The following is a 21,242-nucleotide window of genomic DNA, read 5'->3' on the forward strand; positions in this document are numbered from 1 at the left end:
CCCAGGGCCGTGGGGGAGGGGCCCAGGGGCGCGGTGAGTTCTGCCGGGAACTCCCAGGTGGCCGCGGCGGTGTGAGGGGCGACGAGCGGGGGTGCCCAGCGGGGAAGTGGGGTGCCCTCGTCTCCGCCGGGCGCCGGGCTGTGGGCGTCGAGGGCGAAGAGGCCGCCGCGGCCCGCCAGCACCCAGCGGTCGCCGTCCGTGGCGCAGCTGCTGGTGATGCTGTAGGGGACACGGAGGGGGGTGCGGTCGTCGAGGTCGAGCGCCGCGTCTGCGGTGCTCTCGAATCGGGTGCGGCCCTCGACGCTTTCGACGTCACCCTCCAGGCCGTAGCAGATGTCGACGACGGCTGAGGGGGCGAGTTCTGTGCCGTCCGCCAGATTCCACACACGCTCGACGGCCTGGTCGTCGCCTTCCGGCAGGACGTAGTCGCCGTCCCGGAAAACCGGTAGCAGGTGTTGGCCGGCTACGGCGCCGGTGCCGGCGAGGGCCCCGGGGAACAGGTGGTCCACCCTCCCGGTTTCCCCGGGGAAGGGCCCGAAGACGCCGTAGGGGCGGTAGTGCGACCAGGCGGTGCGCCAGGGGAGGGTGATGCCGGAGTCAGCGAGGGCCGCCGCCCATGCCGTGTCGCCGCGGTTGGTGGCCGCCCAATGGAGCCAGGAGAGCCATTCGCCCTGATCCTCCGGGGCGATCCCCTCGGTTTCAAGGTAGTGGATGTCGGCGGCGATGCCCCCTTGGGGAACGCCGTCCGGGAAGTGGTGGGCGAGGGCCTGGAGGACGGAATAGCGGGTGCAGTGGGCGAGGGCCGGTGCGCTGGTGAGCAGCGCGGGGAGTTCGGTGCCGGAGAGGGCGGCGTGTAGGGCGAGGGCCTGTGCGGCGTAGGCGTGGACCGGGCCGGACGGCGGGCGGGTGGTGATGTGGGTGAGCAACTCCGCGGCGAGAGCCCGCTGTTGAGCTGGCGTGCTGAGGCGGGCGGTGCGGGCGAGGTGCTTGAGGCCGTCGGTGCGGAAGCTCACCAGGGTGTCGTGGGGGGACGCGGTGGGGTGGGAGGCCACCACGTCGTCGGGGAGGGTGCTCAGGAGCGCCGACAGCTCGTCGGGCGTGGCGTGGGTGCCCAGGGTCCGGGACAGCAGCGCCCAGACCGAGAGCGAGATCTGCCGGGTCTCCGCGGCGGCGAGGGCGGCCAGCGCTGGGTGGGTGTCGAGCAGGCGGCCGATGGCCGCTTCGGGGACTTCGCCGGATGGTGCATCCGATTCGAGGAGAACGTCGTTGTCGCGGTGGGTCGTCACTCGTAGGTGAGCGGTGTCCGACTCGACTACCACGCGTACCCGGTCACCGCCGTCCACGCCCAACATCCAAGCAAGGCGGACCCCCACGCGGAACGGCTCACGGCAACTGAAGAGCGGTCCGGCCCACTGGGCGTTCGTCAGCAGGACCACCGAGTCGCCGCGGTGTTGGGCGAGAGCTTCGGAGAGCCGATCGGGGCGATGCGCCCGCGTCGCATCGATCCCCAGCCCGTCCAGCACCGCCTCGGCCACCTCGTCCGCGGTCCGGCCACGGCAGTCGACCGCGATCGCCGTGGGAAAGCGCTGCTGCACGTCTGCCAGCAGCTGTGACTTCCCGACTCCCGGTGCACCCACGACGTGCAGCACGAGGCCCTTCCGGCGCGGCTCTTCAAGCCATCCGACGACCTTCCCGAGCGCCTCGGCATACCGCATGTGCTGGCTTCTCCGTATCAGGGGCAGTTGGTGGGACGGTTCAGTACGAGGCTACCTTCATCCACACGCGGAGCATCTCCCCGCGTGCGCGGTGCATGTCATTGTCGCGCTGCTCCCTTGCCTCTTGCTTGGCTGCCTTTACTGCCTCATTCACTTGCTGTTCGCTTGGGTTCTCGCCGAGCTGTGCATGGATTTGTGCCATGCGTTCCGGAGAAAGCTCCGCATTGCGGTAACCGGCGGCGTAGTAGATCGTGGTCGAATTCTTGCCTTCTGGAATGTTTCCGCGCTCCTCGTGCGGAATTGAACTGTAGTTTGTGCGCTCCTCGCCCGCTGCGCGTTCGAGCTCGTTCGACAGGTAGTAGGAGCAGTTGGCCGAAGCGGGGTGGGTTTTGTCGCCGCACGGCTCGAATTCCGTGTACATGGCTGGAGCGCGATACATGCCCGGATTGTCCTCGGAGATCTTTCGGTAATGCTCCCCGAGGACCGGTTCGGAGTGGTCGATGACCCCCATGGGGGCGCCCACCGGCACCGACGAGTCAATGACGTAGTGCGTCTCGGTGGTGCCGTCAGGAAGTCTCTTCTCCACTTCCAGTACGGCGTAGTTCTTGCCGGAGAAGTCGGGGCGCAGTCGCTTGGCGGATTCATGGTCCGCCTCGTCGGAGCTCTTGGCGGGGACGCCCACCGTCTTGTTCCACAGCGAGGTGAACTTCCGCTTCTCCTTCCCCAGTTCAGAGGAATTGCCGGGATTGCCGTCGTGGTCGATGAGGTCGCGCGTGGCGGCATACTCGCGCGCCATGGCTGCCGGGTCGACCGGCTTGGAATTCTTCGGGTTGTGCCTGCCGTGGAGTTCGGAACCGCCCGACTCGTCCACGGAGTGCGCATCATGGAACTGATGGCTCATACGCGCGATGGCGCCGACGGCGGCCATCTGCTCAGGCTGCTTCATCGAGTTGAAACCGGGGAGCAGTTCCCCAAGTCGGGCTTTCGTGAGCGGGCCCTTCGCGGATTCGTCGATGACGCGCAGCAAAGGCGGCTTGGGGTCGGCGGCGCCGTGTGCCGGCTCGGCCCACTCGTGCAGATGCCCCAGGACCGGCTCGATGTTGACCTGTCGCACGTCGTTGGTGCGACGCACCCTCGCCTGCGAATCGTCGGTGAGCATCTCGTGGTGCTCGTGGGAGCCGTCGCCGGGCTGCCGCTCCCCGTACGGCGTGTTGCCCTGAGCGTGATCGCCGCTGAAGGGCTCGCTCGCCGCCTCCTGGCGCCGTACTTTCGGCGGCTTTCCGGTTGCCTCTTCCGAGGACTCGTCCAGTTTGTGCTTGCCGCTCTTCTTGTTCCCGTCGTCGCCTTGGGCGTCCTTGTCGTTCTTGTCGTGCCCGGGGGGCTGGTGGCCCGACGGGTCGGGAGGCGGGAGGGCGCCGGGATTGCGGGGTGCCGGCGGCTGGTGGGTGCCCTCCGGGCCGGAGTGCGCCGGGGGCTGGTGCTCGGGGGCGTGGCCTTGGGACTGGTGGTCCGCCGTGTGGTCCGGAGCGTGCTCCGGCTTCGTCGCAGGTGCGTCATGGCGCGGGTGCTCGGTGTTCGGAGCGTGCCCGTCGGCGGGGTCGTGGTGGGCACCCGGTGCGCCCGCAGGGTGGTGCCCGCCGCCGTACTGCTGGTTGGGGGCGTGCTGGGGGTGTTGTTGCTGTGGGTGGGATTGCTGCTGTGGGTGCTGCACCTGCGGCTGCTGAGGGTGTTGCTGTTGCGGCACGTGGGGTTGCGGCTGGTGCTGCGGCGCAGGCTGGTGCTGCGGCTGGCCGTGGTGCGGCTGTTGGTACGGGTTGTGAGGTTGCTGGCCCTGGTGCTGCTGGTAGGGGTTCTGCGGCTGGTGCTGGCCGTGCTGGGGCTGCTGAGCCTGGCCCTGGCCTTGGTGCTGCTGCGGCTGGTGTTGAGGCTGCGGTGCCTGCTGGTGCTGCGGCTGCTGCTGGTGGTTCTGGGGCTGGGCCTGGTGCTGGCTCTGGTCGGGGTGCGGCTGCTGGGGCTGCCCGTGCTGGGGCTGCTGCTGACCGTTCTGCGGCTGGTGCTGCTGCGGCTGCGGTGCCTGCTCGTGCGGCTGCTGCGGCTGGTTGTTCTGGGGGTGCTGCTGGTTCGGGTCGTGCTGCGGCTGCGGCTGTGGCTGCTGTTGGGGCTGGTGGGTCTGGGGTTGCTGCTGCTGGGGCTGGTGCTGGGGTTGCTGCGCCTGGTTCTGCTGGGGGTTCTGGTGCTGGTTCTGCTGGGGGTTTTGGGCCTGGGCCTGCTGTTGGTGTTGGGCCTGGGCCTGGTGCTGGGCCTGGTTGGGCTGCTGGTTCTGGTGGGCCGTGGGGTCGTACGGGTTGCGGTTGCCGTCGAGGGTCAGGTGCCAGACGCCCTCGGCCTGGGCGTGGATGGGCTGGTGGCTGATCTCGCCGGTCTGGCTGTCCACCCATACGACGCGGCCGTTGTGGTTGACCGCGTTGAAGACGTGCGCACCGCCGCCGCTGCCGTCGGGGTTCTTCGGCCAGGTGACGAGGACGGCCGACGCGGAACCATGCCCGGCCTGCTGGAGTTCGTGGGCGATGTTCTGGTACGCCTCGTGCGAATTCTGGCCGGAGTTCCGGAAGTCGGTGCCGGCCCACTTCTGGATGTTGTTGGTGCCGTCACGCTCACCGCTGGCGCGGTCCAGGCCGCCGTGCCCGTCGTTGTCGTACGTACGGACCGCGGAGACCTGAGGATTGCCGTACCAGGACTCGATGAACGAGCGGGTGCAGTCGGCGCAGTTGTTGGAGCGGCCGGGGACGGTCGGACCGCCGTCGTTCTGGTAGCGGGCCCAGGGCTGGAAAGGGTCGGCGTGGACCTGCGGGGTGCCGTCCGGGTTGCGCGGGAAGTGGTGCTCCAGCGCCTGCTGGTCGTGCGGGAACGGCGAATACAGGCCGCTGGGATGGTGGTTGAGGCTCGCCCGGATGTCGTTGAGGCTCGGCCGCGGGGGGTGGTTGGGCTGCTGCTCCTGGTGCTGCTCCTGGTGTTGCGGCTGCTGGTGGTGGTCCTGGGGCTGCTGCTGGTTGTGGTGCTGTTGCTGATTCTGGGCGTGCTGCTGGTTCGGGTTGTGGTGCTGGGGCTGCTGCTGCGGGTGCTGCTGGTTCTGCGGGTGGTGCTGCTGCTGGTTCTGGGGGTGCTGCTGTTGGTTCTGGTGGTGCTGCTGGTTCGTCGGCTGCTGGTGCTGGCTCTGCGGCGTGGGCTGCTGACGGGGGTCCGGACGGTGCGGCTGCTGCTGCGGGTGCTGCTGGCGCGGGTCCGGGTGGTGGGGCTGCGGCTGGTTCTGGTTGGGGTGTGGCTGCTGTTGCGGGTGCTGCTGGTTCTGCGGGTGCTGTTGCGGGTGTTGCTGGTTGGGGTCGTGCGGGCGCTGCTCCTGCGGGCGCGGCTGCTGGGCCTCCGGGCGGGGACGCGGCGTGTCCGGACGAGTGGCGTCGGGGCGTCGCGGGTCCGGTCGGGTGTTCTCGGGGCGCGGCGTGTTGGGGTGTTGGGCGTTGGGGTGGGTTGTTTCCGGGCGCGGCTGGGTGTTCTCGGGCCGGGGAACGTCCGGTCGGGTGTTCTCGGGGCGCGGTGCGTCGGGGCGGGGACGCGGCGTCTCCGGGTGCGGGGTGTTCGGGCGCGCGTTGTCCGGGTGCGTGGTCTCCGGCCGGGCGTTCTGGGGGTGGGTGTTCTCCGGGCGCGGAGTGTCCGGGCGGGTGTTCTCCGGGCGCGGCGTGTTGGGGTGTTGGGCGTTGGGGTGGGTTGTTTCCGGGCGCGGCTGGGTGTTCTCGGGGCGAGGAACGTCCGGCCTGGTGTTCTCGGGCCGAGGAATATCCGGCCGGGTGTTCTCGGGGCGCGGCTGGGTGGTGTCCGGGTGCGGTTGGTTGGTCTCCGGACGCTGGTTGTGCGGGCCCTGCTGCTCCGGGCGTACGGGTTGGGTCTGCTCGGGGTGGGTGTTCTCCGGCCGTGTGGGCTGGGTCTGTTCGGGGCGCGCGGTCTCGGGGCGGACCGGCTGGGTCTGCTCGGGGCGGGTGGCGTTCGGGTGGACCGGCTGGGTCTGGTCCGGGTGTTGGGGGGAGCGGGGTTGCTGGCTCGGCTGGGGCCGGGTGGGCTGCGCGGACTGGCTGGGGGCGGGGGATTCGGGCCGTCGGGTGGGCCCCGGGTTGCTGGGTGCGGTCGTGGGGCGCGGCGTGGACGGCTGGCGGTCCTGGGGGCGCTGCTGGGGGATGTCGCGCGTGGGCGAGGCGGCGTCCGGGCGGCGGTGGGGCTGGGAGGGGGTGTCGCTGGTCGGACGCGGCGCGCTGGTGGAGGGTGCGCTGGTGGTCGGCGTGCTGGGGGCCGAGGTGGTGGGCGCGCCATGGGTGGGCATGGCCGTGGGCATGGCGGTGGGCATGCCCGTCATCGGGGTGCCGCTCTGGGGGGCGCCCTGCTGCGAACCCTGCTGTGGGGTGGGGGAGTTGGGGGTGCTGTCCGCGGTGTGCTGGGTGGGCTGGGGGGCGGTCATGGTGTCGGCGGACTGGGTGCGAACGGTGGTGTCGTTCTCGTCGCCGGCGTGGTGGACCGGGCCGCCCGAGGAGGAGTCCCGCGGCTGGAACGACTGGCCCGAGGAGTGCTGCACGGGGGCGCCCTGGGTGGGCATGCTCACGTGCGGCGTTGCGGGACGCGCGCCCCCGCCCGAGCCGTCGCCCCCGCCGCTGCCGTAGCTGGAGTGGTCGGTGTTGGTGGGCGGGTTGCCGGCGCCGGAGCCGTGGGATGGCGACGACTGCGGGGCGGATGCCTGGTCGGCGTGCGTACTGCCCTCGTAGGGGGTGGAGTTGGACGGCGGGGCGGTGTGCTCGGGCGCGGGCGGGGCCGCGTGCTGCGGGGCGGTGTGCTCCGGGGCCGGCGGGGCGGTGTGTTCCTGGGCGGGAGGAGCGGTGTGCTCCGGGGCCGGCTGGGTGCTGACCGGGTCTGGCGTGTGCTGCTGGGTGGGGTGTGTACTGACGGGCTCGGCGGGGGCCGACTCCGGCGTCGGGTGCGTACTGACCGGGTCGGGGTGGGCCGCCTCGGGAGTGGGGTGCGTACTGACCGAGTCCGGGTGCGGGGAGTTCGGGGTGGAGTCGGCGGTGGGGTGGGTGCTCACCGAGTCCGGGTGGGGCGAGTTCGGGGCGTGGCCCGATTCGGGCGTCGACCCCGATTCCGGGGAGTGGACCCCCTCGTACGGGTTGTTGTGGCCGCCCTGGTAGCCCTCGTCGAAGGGAGAGCGGTGCTCCGGGGGCGGGAGGGGCTGGGCGTTGGGGGTGGGGTGGCCGGTGTCGGAGCCCGAGTTGGTGTGTTCGGGGGTCGTGGACGGGCTGCCGCCGCCGTTCTCGCCGGGGCGCGGGGTGTGCGAGGAGCCGCCCGATCCGGAACCGGAACCGGAGCCCGAACCGCTGCCGGAGTGGCCCTCGGAGCCGCTGCCCGAGCCGGAACCGGAGCCTGAGCCGGACTCCGACCCGCTGTGTTCCCCGGAGCCGGAGCCGGAACCGGAACCGGAACCACTGTGTTCGCCGGATCCACTGCCCGAACCGCTTCCGGACCCGCCGTGCTCGCCGTGCTCGCCGGACCCGCTCCCCGAGCCACCGTGCTCGCCGGAGCTACCGCCTTCGCTTCCGTGGTCGCTGCCGTGCTCGCTTCCGTGTTCACCGCCGCCGTGCTCACCGCCGTGGCCGGCCGCGTGGTCCAGGCCGCCCTTGGCGTGGTGGCCCGCCTTGCCGCCCAGGGAGTCGCGGAAGTTCGTGGCGAGGTTCTGGCCGGTGTTCTTGACCGAGTCCTCGGCCGCCTTGGCGCCGGTCTTGAGGCTGCGGTTGACGTCGAAGCCGTTCTGGGCTCCGAACTCCATGTTGACGCCCTGGGCGATGGCGTCGGAGATCATCTTCTGCAGCGCGTCCATGGCGGGCTGCTTGGCGGTGTTCACGATCGCGTCGACGAGCGACTCGGCCGCCTCCTTGAGGATGCGGCGCACGATGAGGCGGGTGACTTGTGTGGCGCCCGCCGCCCCTATCTCGGACAGCCCGAGTGTGAACGGGGCCGCTGCCTGGGCCGCGATGATCTCCGCCGCGAGGATCGCCAACTGGGCGATCACCGCGACTTTCATGCCGACGATCACCACGGATCCCGCATCCATCGCGAAGGCGATCACCTCGGCGGCCTCACGGGCGTCGTTCATGTAGCCGTTGTTGCCGTTGGCGGAGAACTTCTCCCAGTTCTTCTGGAAGCCGTCGATGCTGTCGCCGCTGTTCGCCGACAGCACGTTGCCGGCGGCCGTGACGCCCTCGGACTGCAACTGCTCGATGGCGTTCGCGAACTCCCGCCAGTGGCTGGCGGACTCGTTCATCTTGTCCTCGTCGCCCGTCGGCCAGTCGTAGCCGAGCATCTGAAGGACCCACTCCAGCCAACCCGGCAGCATGAGTGACATAGCGGTAATCCCCCGTAGGACAGCGAAGCGACGATGGAGAAGCGGGACGAAGGCGGAGGACGCGGGGAGTCGCGGGTGCGGACTCCGGCGGCAGGGGCCGGGAGGGCGGCCCCTTCAGGTACGTGAGGCGGCGGGCGGGCAGGCGCCTGCCGGGTGGCGATCAGGCTGAGGCGTTGGGCTCTTTGAGCTCTCGGATCATCTGGCCCTCGGCCTCTTGGTTGGCGACGTGCTGCTGCATCAAGGAGTGGTTGAAGTCCTCGTTGCTCTCGTGGTTGTCGGCCATCGTGGTCAGCGCGCCGCCGATTTCCTGGAGCTTGGCGGCGAGATGCCCCATCGACTCGTACATACCGTCACGCAGGCCCTCGTAGACGACGCCGAACTTCTGGCCGATGTTGTCGTCGCCCCACGGCGGGGTGCTGTTGCCCTCCAGGTCGGTCAGCCCGTTCTTCAGCTTGTCGACCGCGGACTGGTAGCGCTCCCCGATGTTGGTGAAGGCGCTCCCCCCGGACTTCAGTGACGGTATGTCGGCTTGCAGTCCGTCTCCGGCCATGTTGTCCCCCCGTCCCGGGCTCGTTCGTGCTCGTCACATACTGCACAGCGTTCAACAAAGTTTAGTCGCGCGTACCGACAACTCATCAAGACGCCTGCTGTCACAGGGCTGTCACCGATACGCGCCGACCCGCCGTCCGGAACATCGTCCGAACCACCTGCCACGGACGCCTCACCACTGACACCTCCGATCCACCCGATACATCGGATCCATCCGACGTATCCGACTCATCCGATGGGTCCGATCGGTCCGACCTGCTCGGTCCGTCCGACACGTCCAACCCGTCCGATCGGTCCGGCCTGTTCGGCCCGCCCGATCGGTTACGACGTCGCCGGGCGGCGGGTTCGGCGGTAGAGCGCGATGGCCGGTTCCGGCGGGAAGTTCGGTACGTAGGTCACCTCGCCGTCGCTCTTGGCGATGACGATGTTGGCGCCGCCCGGACTGGACGGCAGGGCGGTCGGGTCCTCGGGAGCCGGCCAGCCGGCCTGGACGAGGTAGCCCTCGTCGAATTCGTGGACGAGGATCGAGACCGGGCCGTCCGGCGAGCCGACCGGCGGGAAGTAGGCGCGGCCGATGTCCCGGGCGTGTTCGGCGGAGGTCGGGATCACCTGCTGCACGGGGCCGCCGGCGGGCTGCTGACCTGGGACGGCGCCGGGCGGGTAGGGCGGCGGCAGCGGCGGCTGGGCGGGTGCGGCCTCCGGCGGATTGCCCGCTGCCGGTTCGCCGGCCGCCGGATTACCGACTGTCGGGTTGCCCGCCGCTTCTCCCGGCGGACCGCCGGCCGTGTTGCCTGCCGTGCCGCTCTCCGTACCGCCGGCCGTGTTGCCCGCGGTGGTGCCCCCCGCGGTTTCCTGCGGGTTCGCGCCGGGGCCTCCGGTGCTCCCCTGCGGGCTTGCCCCGGTGGAGTCGCCCGTGGCGCCGCCGGGGCCGCCGGATGCGGAGTCCGTCATGGAGGTCCCTCCCCTTTTGCTCGGTCCTGTTACGCGCTCTGTCGGCTGTCACGACGCCTGTCATGACGTGTGGTCAAACCGGAGTCAAGACCGTACCGGGTCCGGGGTGCGGCGGAGCCGGCTCGATCCTCGACAAAACCTGACGTCCGGTTTTTGTGGATCCGGGGTCAACCTAACTGACGTTGCGGGGGCGTGGGTGGTTCGCTGCCGCGGCCGGCGCCGGGCTTCACGAGCCTTCAGTCCAGGGTGCGTTGTTTGCGTAGAGTGCGGTGCTTGTGGTGGATATGTCGCTTACTGCTGACGTTCTGCCTGCTGTGGCTGTGGCCGATGCCATGGTGGGTGTGGGTGTGGGTGCGGTGCGGGGGCGATCCTGGTGGGGTGCCTCCCGGGTCGGGGGTGGCGTTCGTATCGAGGCGCGACGCTCACGCCGGTGGTGGGTCGCGGTCCGGCGACCGGAGGGTGAACCACAGTTCCATGCCGATGTCCGGGACGTCCAGGTCGGCGTCCGGGAGGGCCGCGATGCGGGTGAGGCGCCGGCGGACGGTGTTGCGGTGAGTGCCCAGAGAGGTCGGCGTGCGATCCAACTGCCGTGCAGACAAGGCCAGTTGTGTGGCGTGGTGGGGAGGGGCGGCGAGCCGGTGAGCGGGGCGAGCAGGGGCTGGGCACGGGCGTGCTGCCGCGCCAGGGGACGGGCTACGGGCTACGGGCGCCCAGGGGCGGGCCCCTGGGCGGCCGTCGCCAGCCTCCCCTGCACCAGGTGGGAGAGTGCCGCGTGGACCTCCTCCACCGAGCGCTCCGGCTGGAACGACTGCCAGTCCAGGGCCGCGACCAGCACCATGCCGAGCAGCGCGGAGGCGGTCAGCGGGATGTCGAGTTCGTCGCTCAGCTCGCCCGCCTGTACGGCGTCCCGAAGGACCGATTCGACGACCGTCAGGGCGCGGCCCCGTACGGAGGTCAGGGTCGCGCGCCAGGTGCGGTTGGTGCGCCAGAGTTCGGCGACGTAGAGCTGGGTGAGGGCGGGGGCGCCGGCGATGAAGTCCAGGCCGGCGCGGATCATCGCGTCCAGGGCGTCGATCCGGGTGCCGCCCTGGGAGGCGACCTCGTCGGCGGCGGTCCGGAGGGAGGCCGCGAGGAGGTCGACGCCCTCCCGGAGGAGTTCCTCGTAGAGGACGCTCTTGCTGGCGAAGTTGTAGTAGACGGTGCCCTTGGCGACACCGGCCCGTTCGGCGATCTCGTCCACCGTGGTGGCGGAGAAGCCCTGTTCGGCGATGAGCGTGACGGCGGCTTCGAAGAGCCGGCGCCGGGTCGAGGCACGGCGGGGGGCGGCGCCGTAGCCGGCGCCGCCCCCCTTGCCGGAGCGGCTGCTCACAGGCTGAGCTCCGGGTGCAGGTCCTTCATCCGTACGACCTGCCGGCTGCGGGCCGCGAGGGAGGTGAGGGCCAGCGCGCCCAGCGTGAACGCGGCGAGCACCACACTGCCCTGCCAGACGATGGCCAGGTCGCCGCCGGTGATCAGCCGGCGCAGGCCGTCGACGACGTAACTCATCGGCAGGAAGGGGTGGATGGCCGAGAAGAAGCCGGGGCTGGTCTGCACCGGGTAGGTGCCGCCCGCCGAGGTCAGCTGGAGCATCAGGACGACCAGCGTCAGCACCCGGCCGGCTGGCCCGAAGAAGGCGCTCAGCAGCTGGATGACGGCGGTGAAGCAGGCGGTGGCCAGCAGCAGGAACCCGATGGTGGCGCCCGCGCGGGCCATTTCCAGGCCGAGGGCCCAGTGCAGTACGGCCATCAGGGCCAGCACCTGGACGACGCCGATGGCGAAGGCCGGCAGCCACGAGCCGAGCGCGATCCGCCAGCCCGGCGCACCCGCGGCCAGCGCCCGCTTGCCCAGCGGCTGGAGCAGCATGTACGCGACCATCGCGCCGACCCAGAGGGAGAGCGGGATGAAGTACGGGGCAAGTCCGGTGCCGTAGTTGGGCGCCTTGTGCATCGACTTGGCGGCGAGGGCCACCGGGTCGGACATCACGCCGGTGCGGGTGTCGCGGTCCTTCTTGTCGTAGTCGGGGATCTTGGCGACGCCGTTGTGCAGACCGGTGGCCAGCTGGTTGGCGCCGTCCTTGAGCTTGTAGAGACCGCCGCTGATCTTCTCGGCACCGTCGTGGGCGGTACCGAGGCCGTTGTGCAGCTGGCCGGCTCCGTCGGCGACTTTGCCCGCGCCATCGGAGAGCGCGCCGATGCCGTCGGCGAACTGACCGGTGCCCTGCGAGACCTTGTGGGCACCAGCGTTGAGCGCGTTGATCTGGCTGATGGCGGTGTCCGCCCGGTCCGCGATGCCCGGCGCCTGCTGGGCGACCATCACGGCGCCCTGGTGCAGCTCGCGCAGCTTGGTGTGCCACTGACCGAAGTCCGTGTGCGCGATGGTGTCGTTGACCTTCTCCGCCGCGTCGGCGGCGATGGCGGTACCGTCCGCGATCCCCTTCAGCTTGGCGCAGTCGAGGTCGGTGGAGACGAGTCCGCCGCAGCGCTGCTGGTACAGGTCCGAGGCGTTGTCGGCGTTCTTACGGGCCTGCTCGGCGGCCTTCGCGGAGTTGCCCGGGAGCTTGCTCAGGTCGTCGTCGAGCTTCTGGCTGAGGTCGGCGACGATCTGAGCCTTCTCGCCGATGTCCTTGCCGTGCTCCCGCAGGAAGGGGAGGTCCTTCTGGGCGATGCCCTGCACCTTCTCGGCGAGCTGCTGGGTGCCGTCCGCGACCTGGCCGGCGCCCTGGCTCAGCTGCCGGGCCTTCGAGGCGGCCTGAGCCGCGCCCGTGCTGACGTCCCCGGCCCCCTTGCTCAGATCCCCCGCGCCCTTGTTCAACTTCCCGAGGCCGTCGGCCAGTTCGCCGGTCTTCTCCTTGGCGGTGCCGAGGCCGTCGTCGACCTGGCCGGCGCCGTCGGCGGCCTTGGCGGTCTGGTCGTGCAGGTCCGAGAACGACACGAAGATCTTGTCGAGGAAGGCCCGGGAGGACTTCGCCGAGGTCTTGGCGCGGATCTCCGAGAACACCGTCTTGGAGATCGAGCCGACGATGTAGTTGTTGGCGTCGTTGGTGTGGACCTGCAGCGCGCCGGTCTGCGGGTCGTCACCGGCACTGGAGGCGATCCGCCGGCTGAAGTCCTGCGGGACGGTCAGCGAGAGGTAGTACTTGCCCTCCTCCAGGCCCTTGGCGGCGTCCTTGGCGCTGACCTCCTTCCAGTCGAAGGTCTTGCTGTCCTTGACGTTCCTGGCGAGATCGGCGCCGGCGGTCAGCTTCTTGCCGTCGGCGGTGGCGCCCTGGTCCTCGTTGACCAGCGCCACCGGGATCTTGTCCAGGCGGCTGTAGGGGTCCCAGAAGGAGCAGAGGTAGAGGGCTCCGTACAGCAGCGGGATGAGCATCAGGGCGACCAGGCCCAGCCGGGGGAGCTTCCCCCTGCCGAACCGCCGGAGCTCAAGCGCGGCCAGTCTCGGCGAACGCATGCGCCGCTTCCTCCTCGTGGGTGTCGGGTGTGGTGGTGGCCGGGGCGGTGGAGACGATCAGCGCGTCCGCGGGGGCGTCGCTGCCGGCGGCCACCACGGTGGTGCCCTCCAGTGCGAGGTCCCGGAGCAACTGCCAGGCCAGGGCGCGCTCCTCGGGGGACAGCTTGAGGTCGACGTCGTCGACGGCCAGCAGCCGCGGCCGGTGCATGACCGCCAGCGCGATGGACAGCCGCAGCGCTTCGAGCCGTTCGAGATCGCGTACGCAGGTCCGCAGCCCCTTGGGCAGCGTGTCGGGGTCGAGCCGGGCAGCCGCCAGCGCGGCGTCGATCCGGGCCCGGGTGGCTTCCTTGTGGCGGCGGCTCCAGGGGAGCGCGCCGGCCGGGGAACCCTGGAGGCGGTGGCCCAACAAGCCCTGTTCGTGGAGGTGTTCGGCGACCGTGAGGGCCGGTTCGAGGTCGGCGACGCCCGGTACGTGCGCGATGGCGGTACGGCCGCGGACCGTCCCCATCCGCTTGGGCAGCGGGAACCCGGCGACCGTGGCATGGCCTTCGGTGATCCGCATCCGGCCGGTGAGCGCGAGCAGCAGGCAGGTGCGCCCGGAGCCGGACGGGCCCTGGACGGCGATCAGCGCGCCCGGTTCCGCGGTGATGTCGACACCTCTGAAGGCCCATCCCCGTGGGCCCTTCACTCCGATTCCCCTGGCGTTGACGGCCGCCCCCTGACGGGTGGTGTCCACAACCCCTCCTCTTTGGTCTGACTGGTCAGTCTAAAAGTGTGCCGCATGTGTGGCCGTATTGGCCAATCGGGGGGCTTACAGAGCCAGGGTGGCTGAAAACGGTCGGTGCGGAACGGGTGACCTCGGGAGGTCCGGCGCCATAGGGTGCGCAGTTGTTGGCGGGGGTCGACGCTGAGTTTGTGCCGTCATGCGCGGTACCGCGCGTTACGGCGACGACGGAGAAGCATGGAACACACAGACCACGGGGATCAGTGCGGCCGGAACGGTCACACAAGCCACACGGGCCACGCGGGTAACGAGGACCGCACCGGCCAGGAGGGGGAGATAGGCCGCGGGGGGACCGCTCACCGCACGGACAGCACAGGCAGCACAGGCAGCAGGAGCCGCACGGACAGCAGGGGCCGCACGGACGGCAGGGCCGTCCGCCGCTCCCGGGGGACACTCGCCGCGCTGCTCGCGGGCACGCTGGTCGGCGCCCTGGCGCCCGCCGCCTCCGCGGCCACGGCGGCGGAGGCGGCCGGGGACCGCCGGCCGTCCTGCACGGGCGACGGCTGGGCCGACACCGCCACCGCCATCGACCCCAAGGACAGCCACCACGCCTACGTGGGCAACGGCTACCTGGGGCAGCGCGTACCGCCCAACGGCACCGGATACGCCGCCCCCGGCGGGACCACCGGCTGGCCCCTCAAGACCCCCGAATACGACGGGTCCTTCGTCTCCGGGCTCTACGCCAAGGGCCCCCAGGACCTCCAGGGCCGCCAGGCCATCGCCGCGCTCCCCACCTGGACGACACTCGACGTCACCACCGGGGGCGCGCACGGCGAGACCTTCTCCTCCGCCACGCAACCGGGGCGCATCTCCCACTACCGCCAGACGCTGTCGCTGCGCTGCGGATTCGTACGGACGTCGCTGACCTGGACCGCCGCCGACGGCCGGGCCACCGACCTGGTCTACGACGTCCTCGCCGACCGGGCCGACGCGCACACCGGCGCGGTACGGCTGCGGATGACGCCCCACTGGAGCGGCAGGGCGACCGTCACCGACACCCTCGACGGCCGCGGCGCCCGCCGGATGCAGCCCTCCGGCACGCCGGGCACCGGCCCGGGCGGCACCATGGCCGTCGGCTTCCGTACGGACGGCACCGGCACCGAGGGCGCGGTGGCCTCCACGCTGCGCGCCGGCCCCGGCGTCCGCGCCGGACGGCCGCAGCCGCGCACCGGGCAGTCGCAGAACGGTTCCGCCGCGTCGGCCGGAACCTCCGCCTCCGCCGCCGCGAAGCTGAGCAGCAGCCGGCAGCTGTCCTTCCCGGTCCGCAGCGACCGCTCCTACGAGCTGACCAAGTACGTCGGGGTGGACACCGCGCTCACCTCCCGCACCCCGCGCGCCGCCGCCGAGGCCGCCTCGCGCCGCGCCGCGGACGGCGGCTGGAGCGCCCTGTTCGCCCGGCACAGCGCCGCCTGGCAGCAGCTGTGGCGCAGCGACATCGAGGTGGCCGGGCAGCCCCAGCTCCAGTCCTGGGTCCGCTCGGCGGAGTACGGACTGCTGGCCGCCACCCGCGCCGGCAGCGCCAACAGCATCGGCCCCACCGGCCTGACCAGCGACAACTACGCCGGCGAGATCTTCTGGGACGCCGAGACCTGGATGTACCCGGGCCTGCTCGCCGCCCACCCGGATCTCGCCCGGTCCATCGTCGACTACCGCTACCGCACCCGGGACGCCGCCCGCGCCAACGCCCGGCGGCTCGGCTACCAGGGCCTGTTCTACTCCTGGACCAGCGGCGGCAAGGGCGACCTGTGGACCGAGTGCCACAGCTGGGACCCGCCGCACTGCAAGACCCAGAACCACCTCATGGGCGACATCTCCCTCGCCACCTGGCAGTACTACCTCGCCACCAAGGACACCGCCTGGCTGCGCTCCCGCGGCTGGCCGGTCCTCAAGGGCATCGCCGAGTTCTGGGCCTCCCGGGCCACCCACAACGCCGACGGCAGCTACTCGATCAAGAACGTCGCCGGGCCGGACGAGTACAGCAACGGCGTCGACGACGCGGTCTTCACCAACGCCGGCGCCGCCACCGCCCTGCGGAACGCCGCCCGCACCGCCACGCTCCTGGGCGAACGGGCCCCGGCCTCCTGGACGACCATCGCCGACAAGCTGCGGATCCCCTACGACGGCACCAAGAAGGTCTTCGAGCAGTACGCCGGCTACAAGGGGACGACCATCAAGCAGGCCGACACGGTGCTGCTGATGTACCCCCTGGCATGGCCCATGAGCCGGCAGCAGGCGGCCGACACCCTCGACTACTACGCCGCCCGCACCGACCCCGACGGCCCGGCCATGACCGACTCGGTGCACGCCATCGACGCCGCCGCCATCGGCGAGCCCGGCTGCGCCACGTACAGCTATCTCCTGCGCGCCATCAAGCCGTTCGTCCGCGGGCCGTTCGCGGAGTTCTCCGAGGCCCGCGGCGAGAAGGCCGGCGCCGAGGACCCGCACGCCGGCAAGCCCGCCCAGGACTTCCTCACCGGCAAGGGCGGCTTCCTGCAGACCTTCACCAACGGGCTGACCGGCCTGCGGCTGCGGGAGGACCGGGTGCACCTGGACCCGATGCTGCCGCCGCAGCTGTCCGCCGGCGTCACCCTGCGCGGGCTGCGCTGGCAGGGCAGGACGTACGACCTGGTGATCGGCGCGCACCAGACGACGGTCCGGCTGACCTCAGGGGCGCCGATGCGGATCGAGACGCCCGAGGGCGACAAGGTGGTCAGCCGCGGCGTCCCGGCGGTCCTCAAGACCCGCCGCCCCGATCTGGCCCCGACCTCGAACGCCGCCCGGTGCGCCACCGCCACCGCGACCTCCGAGGAGCCGGGCATGTACGCGGGCGCCGCGGTGGACGGCAACGCCACCACCGCCTGGGTCCCGGACGCCGCCGACGGCACCCTCACCGTCGACCTCGGCCGCACCACGGCCATCGGGCGGATCACCCCGCACTGGACCGCCACCCGCCCCAGGTCGTACGCCGTCCAGATCTCCCGAGACGGCAAGCACTGGACCGGGACCGGAGACGCGGGCCGCAGCCAGGCCCGGTACGTCCGGGTCGTGGTGCACGGCGAGCCGGGCACCACGCCCGGCGGCAAGCCGAAGCCGCGCCCGGGGATCACGGAGCTGACGGTGCAGCGGGTGCGGTGACGCCGTAGCCGGGAAGGGGAAGCCCGGGGGCCGCCGCGGATCGCCGCGGTGGCCCCCAGGCCGTTTCCGGGCGGCTGTCCCGCCCGGCGAATTGCTTTGTTACGGCGGGATGAAATCCGCCGTCCGCGGTGTTGGTGCCATGCGGTGGACGACGCATGGGAGGCATCGGGTGGCGGGGACGGACTTGGCACGAGGGGGCTGGGCGCGGCGGTTGACGCGTGACTGCTGGCGGTACCGGAAGGACGTCCTGCTCGCGCTCGGCGCCTCGCTGGCCGGGATGGCCGTGATGGCGCTGGTCCCGCTCATCCCGAAGCTGATCATCGACGACGTGATCGTCCGGCACGAGCGGACCCTCGCCCCCTGGGCCACCCTCCTGGTCGCCGCCGCCGTCGTCGTGTACGCCCTCGCCTACCTCCGCCGCTTCTACGGCGGCCGGCTCGCCCTGGACGTCCAGCACGACCTGCGCACCCGGATGTACGACGCGATAGCCCGGCTCGACGGCCGCCGGCAGGACGAGCTGAGCACCGGCCAGGTCGTCGGCCGCGCCACCAGCGACCTCCAGCTGATCCAGGGCCTGCTGTTCATGCTCCCGATGATGATCGGGAACGTCCTGCTGTTCGCGATCTCACTGGCCGTGATGGCGGTGCTGTCGCCGCTGCTGACCGTCGTCGCGCTGGCCGTCGCCCCGGCCCTCTGGTTCATCGCCCGGCGCAGCCGCGTCCGGCTCTTCCCCGCCACCTGGTACGCCCAGGGCCAGGCCGCCGCGGTGGCGTCCGTCGTCGACGGCGCGGTCTCCGGCGTCCGGGTCGTCAAGGGGTTCGGGCAGGAGGAGCAGGAGACCGGCAAGCTGCGCGAGGTCGGCCACCGGCTGTTCGCCGGCCGGCTGCGCACGGTCCGCCTCAACGCCCGGTACACCCCCGCCCTGCAGGCCGTTCCGGCCCTGGGCCAGGTCGCGATGCTGGCGCTGGGCGGCTGGATGGCCACCCAGGGCCACATCACCCTCGGCACCTTCGTCGCGTTCTCCACGTACCTCGCCCAACTGGTCGGCCCGGTCCGGATGCTGGCGATGATGCTGACCGTCGGCCAGCAGGCGCGCGCCGGCGTGGAGCGCGTCTACGAGCTCATCGACACCGAACCGACCATCGAGGAGCGCGCCGACGCCCACGAACTGCCCGCCGACGCCCCGGCGACCGTGGTCTTCGACAAGGTGACGTTCGGCTACGCACCGCACGGCGCCGCCCCCGAGGAGGACGGCGCCCCCGCCCTCCGCCCCGTCCTGGAGGACTTCTCGCTCCGCATCGCAGCCGGGGAGACCGTCGCCGTCGTCGGCACCTCCGGCAGCGGAAAGTCGACCGTCTCGCTGCTGCTGCCCCGCTTCTACGACGTCTCCGCGGGCCGCGTCCTGGTCGGCGGCCACGACGTCCGCGAGCTGACCCTGGAGTCGCTGCGTGCCGCCATCGGCCTCGTCCCCGAGAGCAGCTTCCTGTTCTCCGACGCGATCCGCGACAACATCGCCTACGGCCACCCCGAGGCCACCGACGAGCAGATCCGGGCCGCCGCCCGCGCCGCCCAGGCCGACGGCTTCATATCCGAGCTCCCCGAGGGCTACGACACCAAGGTCGGCGAACAGGGCCTGACCCTGTCCGGCGGTCAGCGCCAGCGGGTCGCGCTGGCCCGCGCCATCCTCACCGACCCCCGCCTGCTGGTCCTGGACGACGCCACCTCCGCCGTCGACGCCCGGGTCGAGCACGAGATCCACGAGGCGCTGCGCGGTGTGATGGCGGGCCGTACGACGCTGCTGATCGCCCACCGCGCCTCCACCCTGGCGCTCGCCGACCGGGTCGCCGTCCTCGACGGCGGGCGGCTGGTGGACATCGGCACCCAGGAGGAACTGGCGGAGCGCTGCGCCCTGTACCGCAGGCTGCTGACCGACCCGGAGGAACTGGGCGGCATCGAGCACGACCCGGCGGGCGCGGTGGCGGTGGCCGGAGCCTTCGACGGCGAGTTCGCCGCCAACGGGACCGCCGGCGTGCTGGACCGGCCGGCCGACGGCTCCGGGCACGCACGGCCCGGCGGCCTGATCGACGGCGCGCTCGAAGAGACCCGGGACCGCGCCGCCGACCGCGAGGCCGAGGCCGCGGCGGTCGGCGGGATCACCCCCGAACTGTGGGTCCGCCGCGAGCAGGAGGCCGAGGCGGGCGCGGCCGGCCCGGCACCCCGGTCGTCCGGCGCCACCGGCCCCGGCATGGCCGCCGCGCTGGCCGGTATGCCCGCGACCCCCGAACTGCTCGACCGGGTCGCCGCGCTGCCCCCGGCCACCGACACCCCGGACATCGACGAGGCCGCCGCCGTCCGCCCCGAGACCTCCTACGGCCTGCGCCGGCTGCTGCGCGGCTTCGGCGGCCCGCTCGCCGTCGCCCTCGCCCTGGTCGCGGTGGACGCGATCGCCTCCCTGCTGGTGCCGGTCCTCATCCGGCAGGGCATCGACGAGGGCGTACGCCGCGGCGTACTGGCCGGCGTCTGGACCGCCGCGAGCCTCGCCCTCCTCGTCGTACTCGCCCAATGGGCCGCCCAGATCGGCTCCAACCGCATGACCGGCCGCACCGGCGAGCGGGTCCTGTACTCCCTCCGCGTCAAGATCTTCGCCCACCTCCAGCGCCTCGGCCTGGACTACTACGAGCGCGAACTGACCGGCAAGATCATGACCCGGATGACCACGGACGTGGACGCGCTGTCCACCTTCCTCCAGACCGGACTGGTCACCGCCGTCGTCTCGGTGCTGACCTTCTTCGGCATCCTCGTCGCCCTGCTCGCCATCGACGTCCAGCTCGCCCTGGTCGTCTTCGCCACCCTCCCGCCGCTGATCGCCGGCACGTACTTCTTCCGCAAGCAGAGCGTGCGCGCCTACGAACTCGCCCGCGAGCGGATCAGCGTCGTCAACGGCGACCTTCAGGAGAGCGTCGCCGGACTCCGCATCGTCCAGGCGTTCCGCCGCGAGGGCCACGGCTCCGAGCGGTACGCCACCCGGAGCGACGCCTACCGGCAGGCCCGGGTGCGCGGCCAGTTCCTGATATCCGTCTACTTCCCCTTCGTCCAGCTGCTGTCGTCCGTGGCGGCGGCCCTGGTACTGATCGTCGGCGCCGACCGGGTGGGCGCGCACACCCTCACCGCCGGCGCCCTGGTCGCGTATCTGCTGTACATCGACCTGTTCTTCGCGCCCGTGCAGCAGCTCTCCCAGGTCTTCGACGGCTACCAGCAGGCGTCCGTCTCCCTGCGTCGAATAGGCGAGCTGCTCGGCGAGCGGACCTCCACCCCGGCCGCCGAGCAGCCCCGCCCGGTTCCCTCGCTGCGCGGCGACATCGCCTTCGACGCCGTGCACTTCCACTACGGCCGGCACGACGAGCAGGCGCTGTCCGGTGTCGACCTCAGCATCCCCGCGGGCCAGACGGTGGCCTTCGTCGGGGAGACCGGCGCCGGCAAGTCCACCCTCGTCAAGCTGGTCGCCCGCTTCTACGACCCGACCTCGGGTGCCGTCCGCGTCGACGGCACCGACCTGCGCGAGCTGGACCTGACCGGCTACCGCCGCCGGCTCGGCATCGTCCCCCAGGAGTCCTACCTCTTCGCCGGCACGGTCCGTGACGCCATCGCCTACGGCCGTCCGGACGCCACCGACGCCGAGGTGGAGGCCGCCGCGCGAGCCGTCGGCGCCCACGCCATGATCGCCACCCTGGACGGCGGCTACCTCCACGAGGTCGCCGAGCGGGGCCGCAACCTCTCCGCCGGCCAGCGCCAGCTGCTCGCCCTGGCCCGCGCCGAACTCGTCGACCCCGACGTGCTGTTGCTCGACGAGGCGACCGCCGCCCTGGACCTGGCCACCGAAGCCGTCGTCAACCAGGCCACCGACCGCCTCGTCGGCCGCCGCACCACCCTGATCGTCGCCCACCGGTTGACGACCGCCGCCCGCGCCGACCGGGTGGTGGTGCTGGACCACGGCCGGATCATCGAGGACGGCACCCACGCCCAGCTGCTCGCCCGCGACGGCCGCTATGCGGAGCTGTGGCGCACGTTCACCGGCGAGGAGGAGCCGCTGGCCGTGTAGCCCGTCCGGCCGCAGAGCCCTCCCGGTCGCCCGGAGCGGGGAGCGGAACCGCCCCCTGGCACCGACGGGATCAAGCCACCGGGGCGT

10 protein-coding genes are annotated in these 21,242 nt (G+C 71.8%); 2 read left to right on the plus strand and 8 right to left on the minus strand.

Annotation, left to right across the window (positions count from 1 at the left end; translation table 11 throughout):
• The 8 genes from ACO1BR_RS12610 to ACO1BR_RS12645 all read right to left on the minus strand — a co-directional run.
• Window positions 1–1,715, minus strand: a 1,715-nt coding sequence (locus tag ACO1BR_RS12610) for an ATP-binding protein (RefSeq protein ID WP_426795149.1), incomplete at its 3' end; no start/stop codon positions are given.
• Between the two features lie 40 nt (window positions 1,716–1,755).
• Complete coding sequence (locus ACO1BR_RS12615) at window positions 1,756–8,151, minus strand: toxin glutamine deamidase domain-containing protein (protein ID WP_426795150.1); 6,396 nt, start codon at window positions 8,149–8,151, stop codon at window positions 1,756–1,758.
• 160 nt (window positions 8,152–8,311) lie between these two features.
• Window positions 8,312–8,701 (minus strand): hypothetical protein, encoded by a 390-nt coding sequence (locus ACO1BR_RS12620; protein ID WP_426795151.1) that lies wholly within the window; start codon window positions 8,699–8,701, stop codon window positions 8,312–8,314.
• A gap of 320 nt (window positions 8,702–9,021) precedes the next feature.
• A complete protein-coding gene (locus tag ACO1BR_RS12625; protein WP_426795152.1) occupies window positions 9,022–9,651 on the minus strand; it encodes a hypothetical protein in 630 nt (209 codons plus the stop codon).
• 422 nt (window positions 9,652–10,073) lie between these two features.
• Window positions 10,074–10,250, minus strand: a complete 177-nt coding sequence (locus tag ACO1BR_RS12630) for a helix-turn-helix domain-containing protein (protein WP_426795153.1) — start codon at window positions 10,248–10,250, stop codon at window positions 10,074–10,076.
• 101 nt (window positions 10,251–10,351) lie between these two features.
• Window positions 10,352–11,020 (minus strand): TetR/AcrR family transcriptional regulator, encoded by a 669-nt coding sequence (locus ACO1BR_RS12635; RefSeq protein WP_426795154.1) that lies wholly within the window; start codon window positions 11,018–11,020, stop codon window positions 10,352–10,354.
• On the minus strand, window positions 11,017–13,137 hold the full coding sequence (locus ACO1BR_RS12640) for a YhgE/Pip family protein (RefSeq protein ID WP_426795155.1): 2,121 nt from the start codon (window positions 13,135–13,137) through the stop codon (window positions 11,017–11,019). Before ACO1BR_RS12640 ends, ACO1BR_RS12635 begins: the two co-directional genes overlap by 4 nt.
• Window positions 13,109–13,873 (minus strand): ATP-binding cassette domain-containing protein, encoded by a 765-nt coding sequence (locus ACO1BR_RS12645; RefSeq protein ID WP_426795156.1) that lies wholly within the window; start codon window positions 13,871–13,873, stop codon window positions 13,109–13,111. Before ACO1BR_RS12645 ends, ACO1BR_RS12640 begins: the two co-directional genes overlap by 29 nt.
• A gap of 225 nt (window positions 13,874–14,098) precedes the next feature.
• Here ACO1BR_RS12645 and ACO1BR_RS12650 point away from each other — a divergent pair, with 225 nt between their 5' ends.
• The gene (locus ACO1BR_RS12650) at window positions 14,099–17,056 is read left to right on the plus strand and encodes a discoidin domain-containing protein (RefSeq protein ID WP_426795157.1); all 2,958 of its coding nucleotides are present in this window, start codon (window positions 14,099–14,101) and stop codon (window positions 17,054–17,056) included.
• Between the two features lie 139 nt (window positions 17,057–17,195).
• Window positions 17,196–21,155 carry an ABC transporter ATP-binding protein gene (locus ACO1BR_RS12655; protein WP_426795158.1) on the plus strand — a complete coding sequence of 1,320 codons (3,960 nt, stop codon included), beginning with the start codon at window positions 17,196–17,198 and terminating at the stop codon, window positions 21,153–21,155.
• Window positions 21,156–21,242 lie beyond the last annotated feature (87 nt).

Origin of the sequence: Streptomyces sp. YGL11-2, from assembly GCF_050054615.1 — a bacterium.
Classification (GTDB): domain Bacteria; phylum Actinomycetota; class Actinomycetes; order Streptomycetales; family Streptomycetaceae; genus Streptomyces.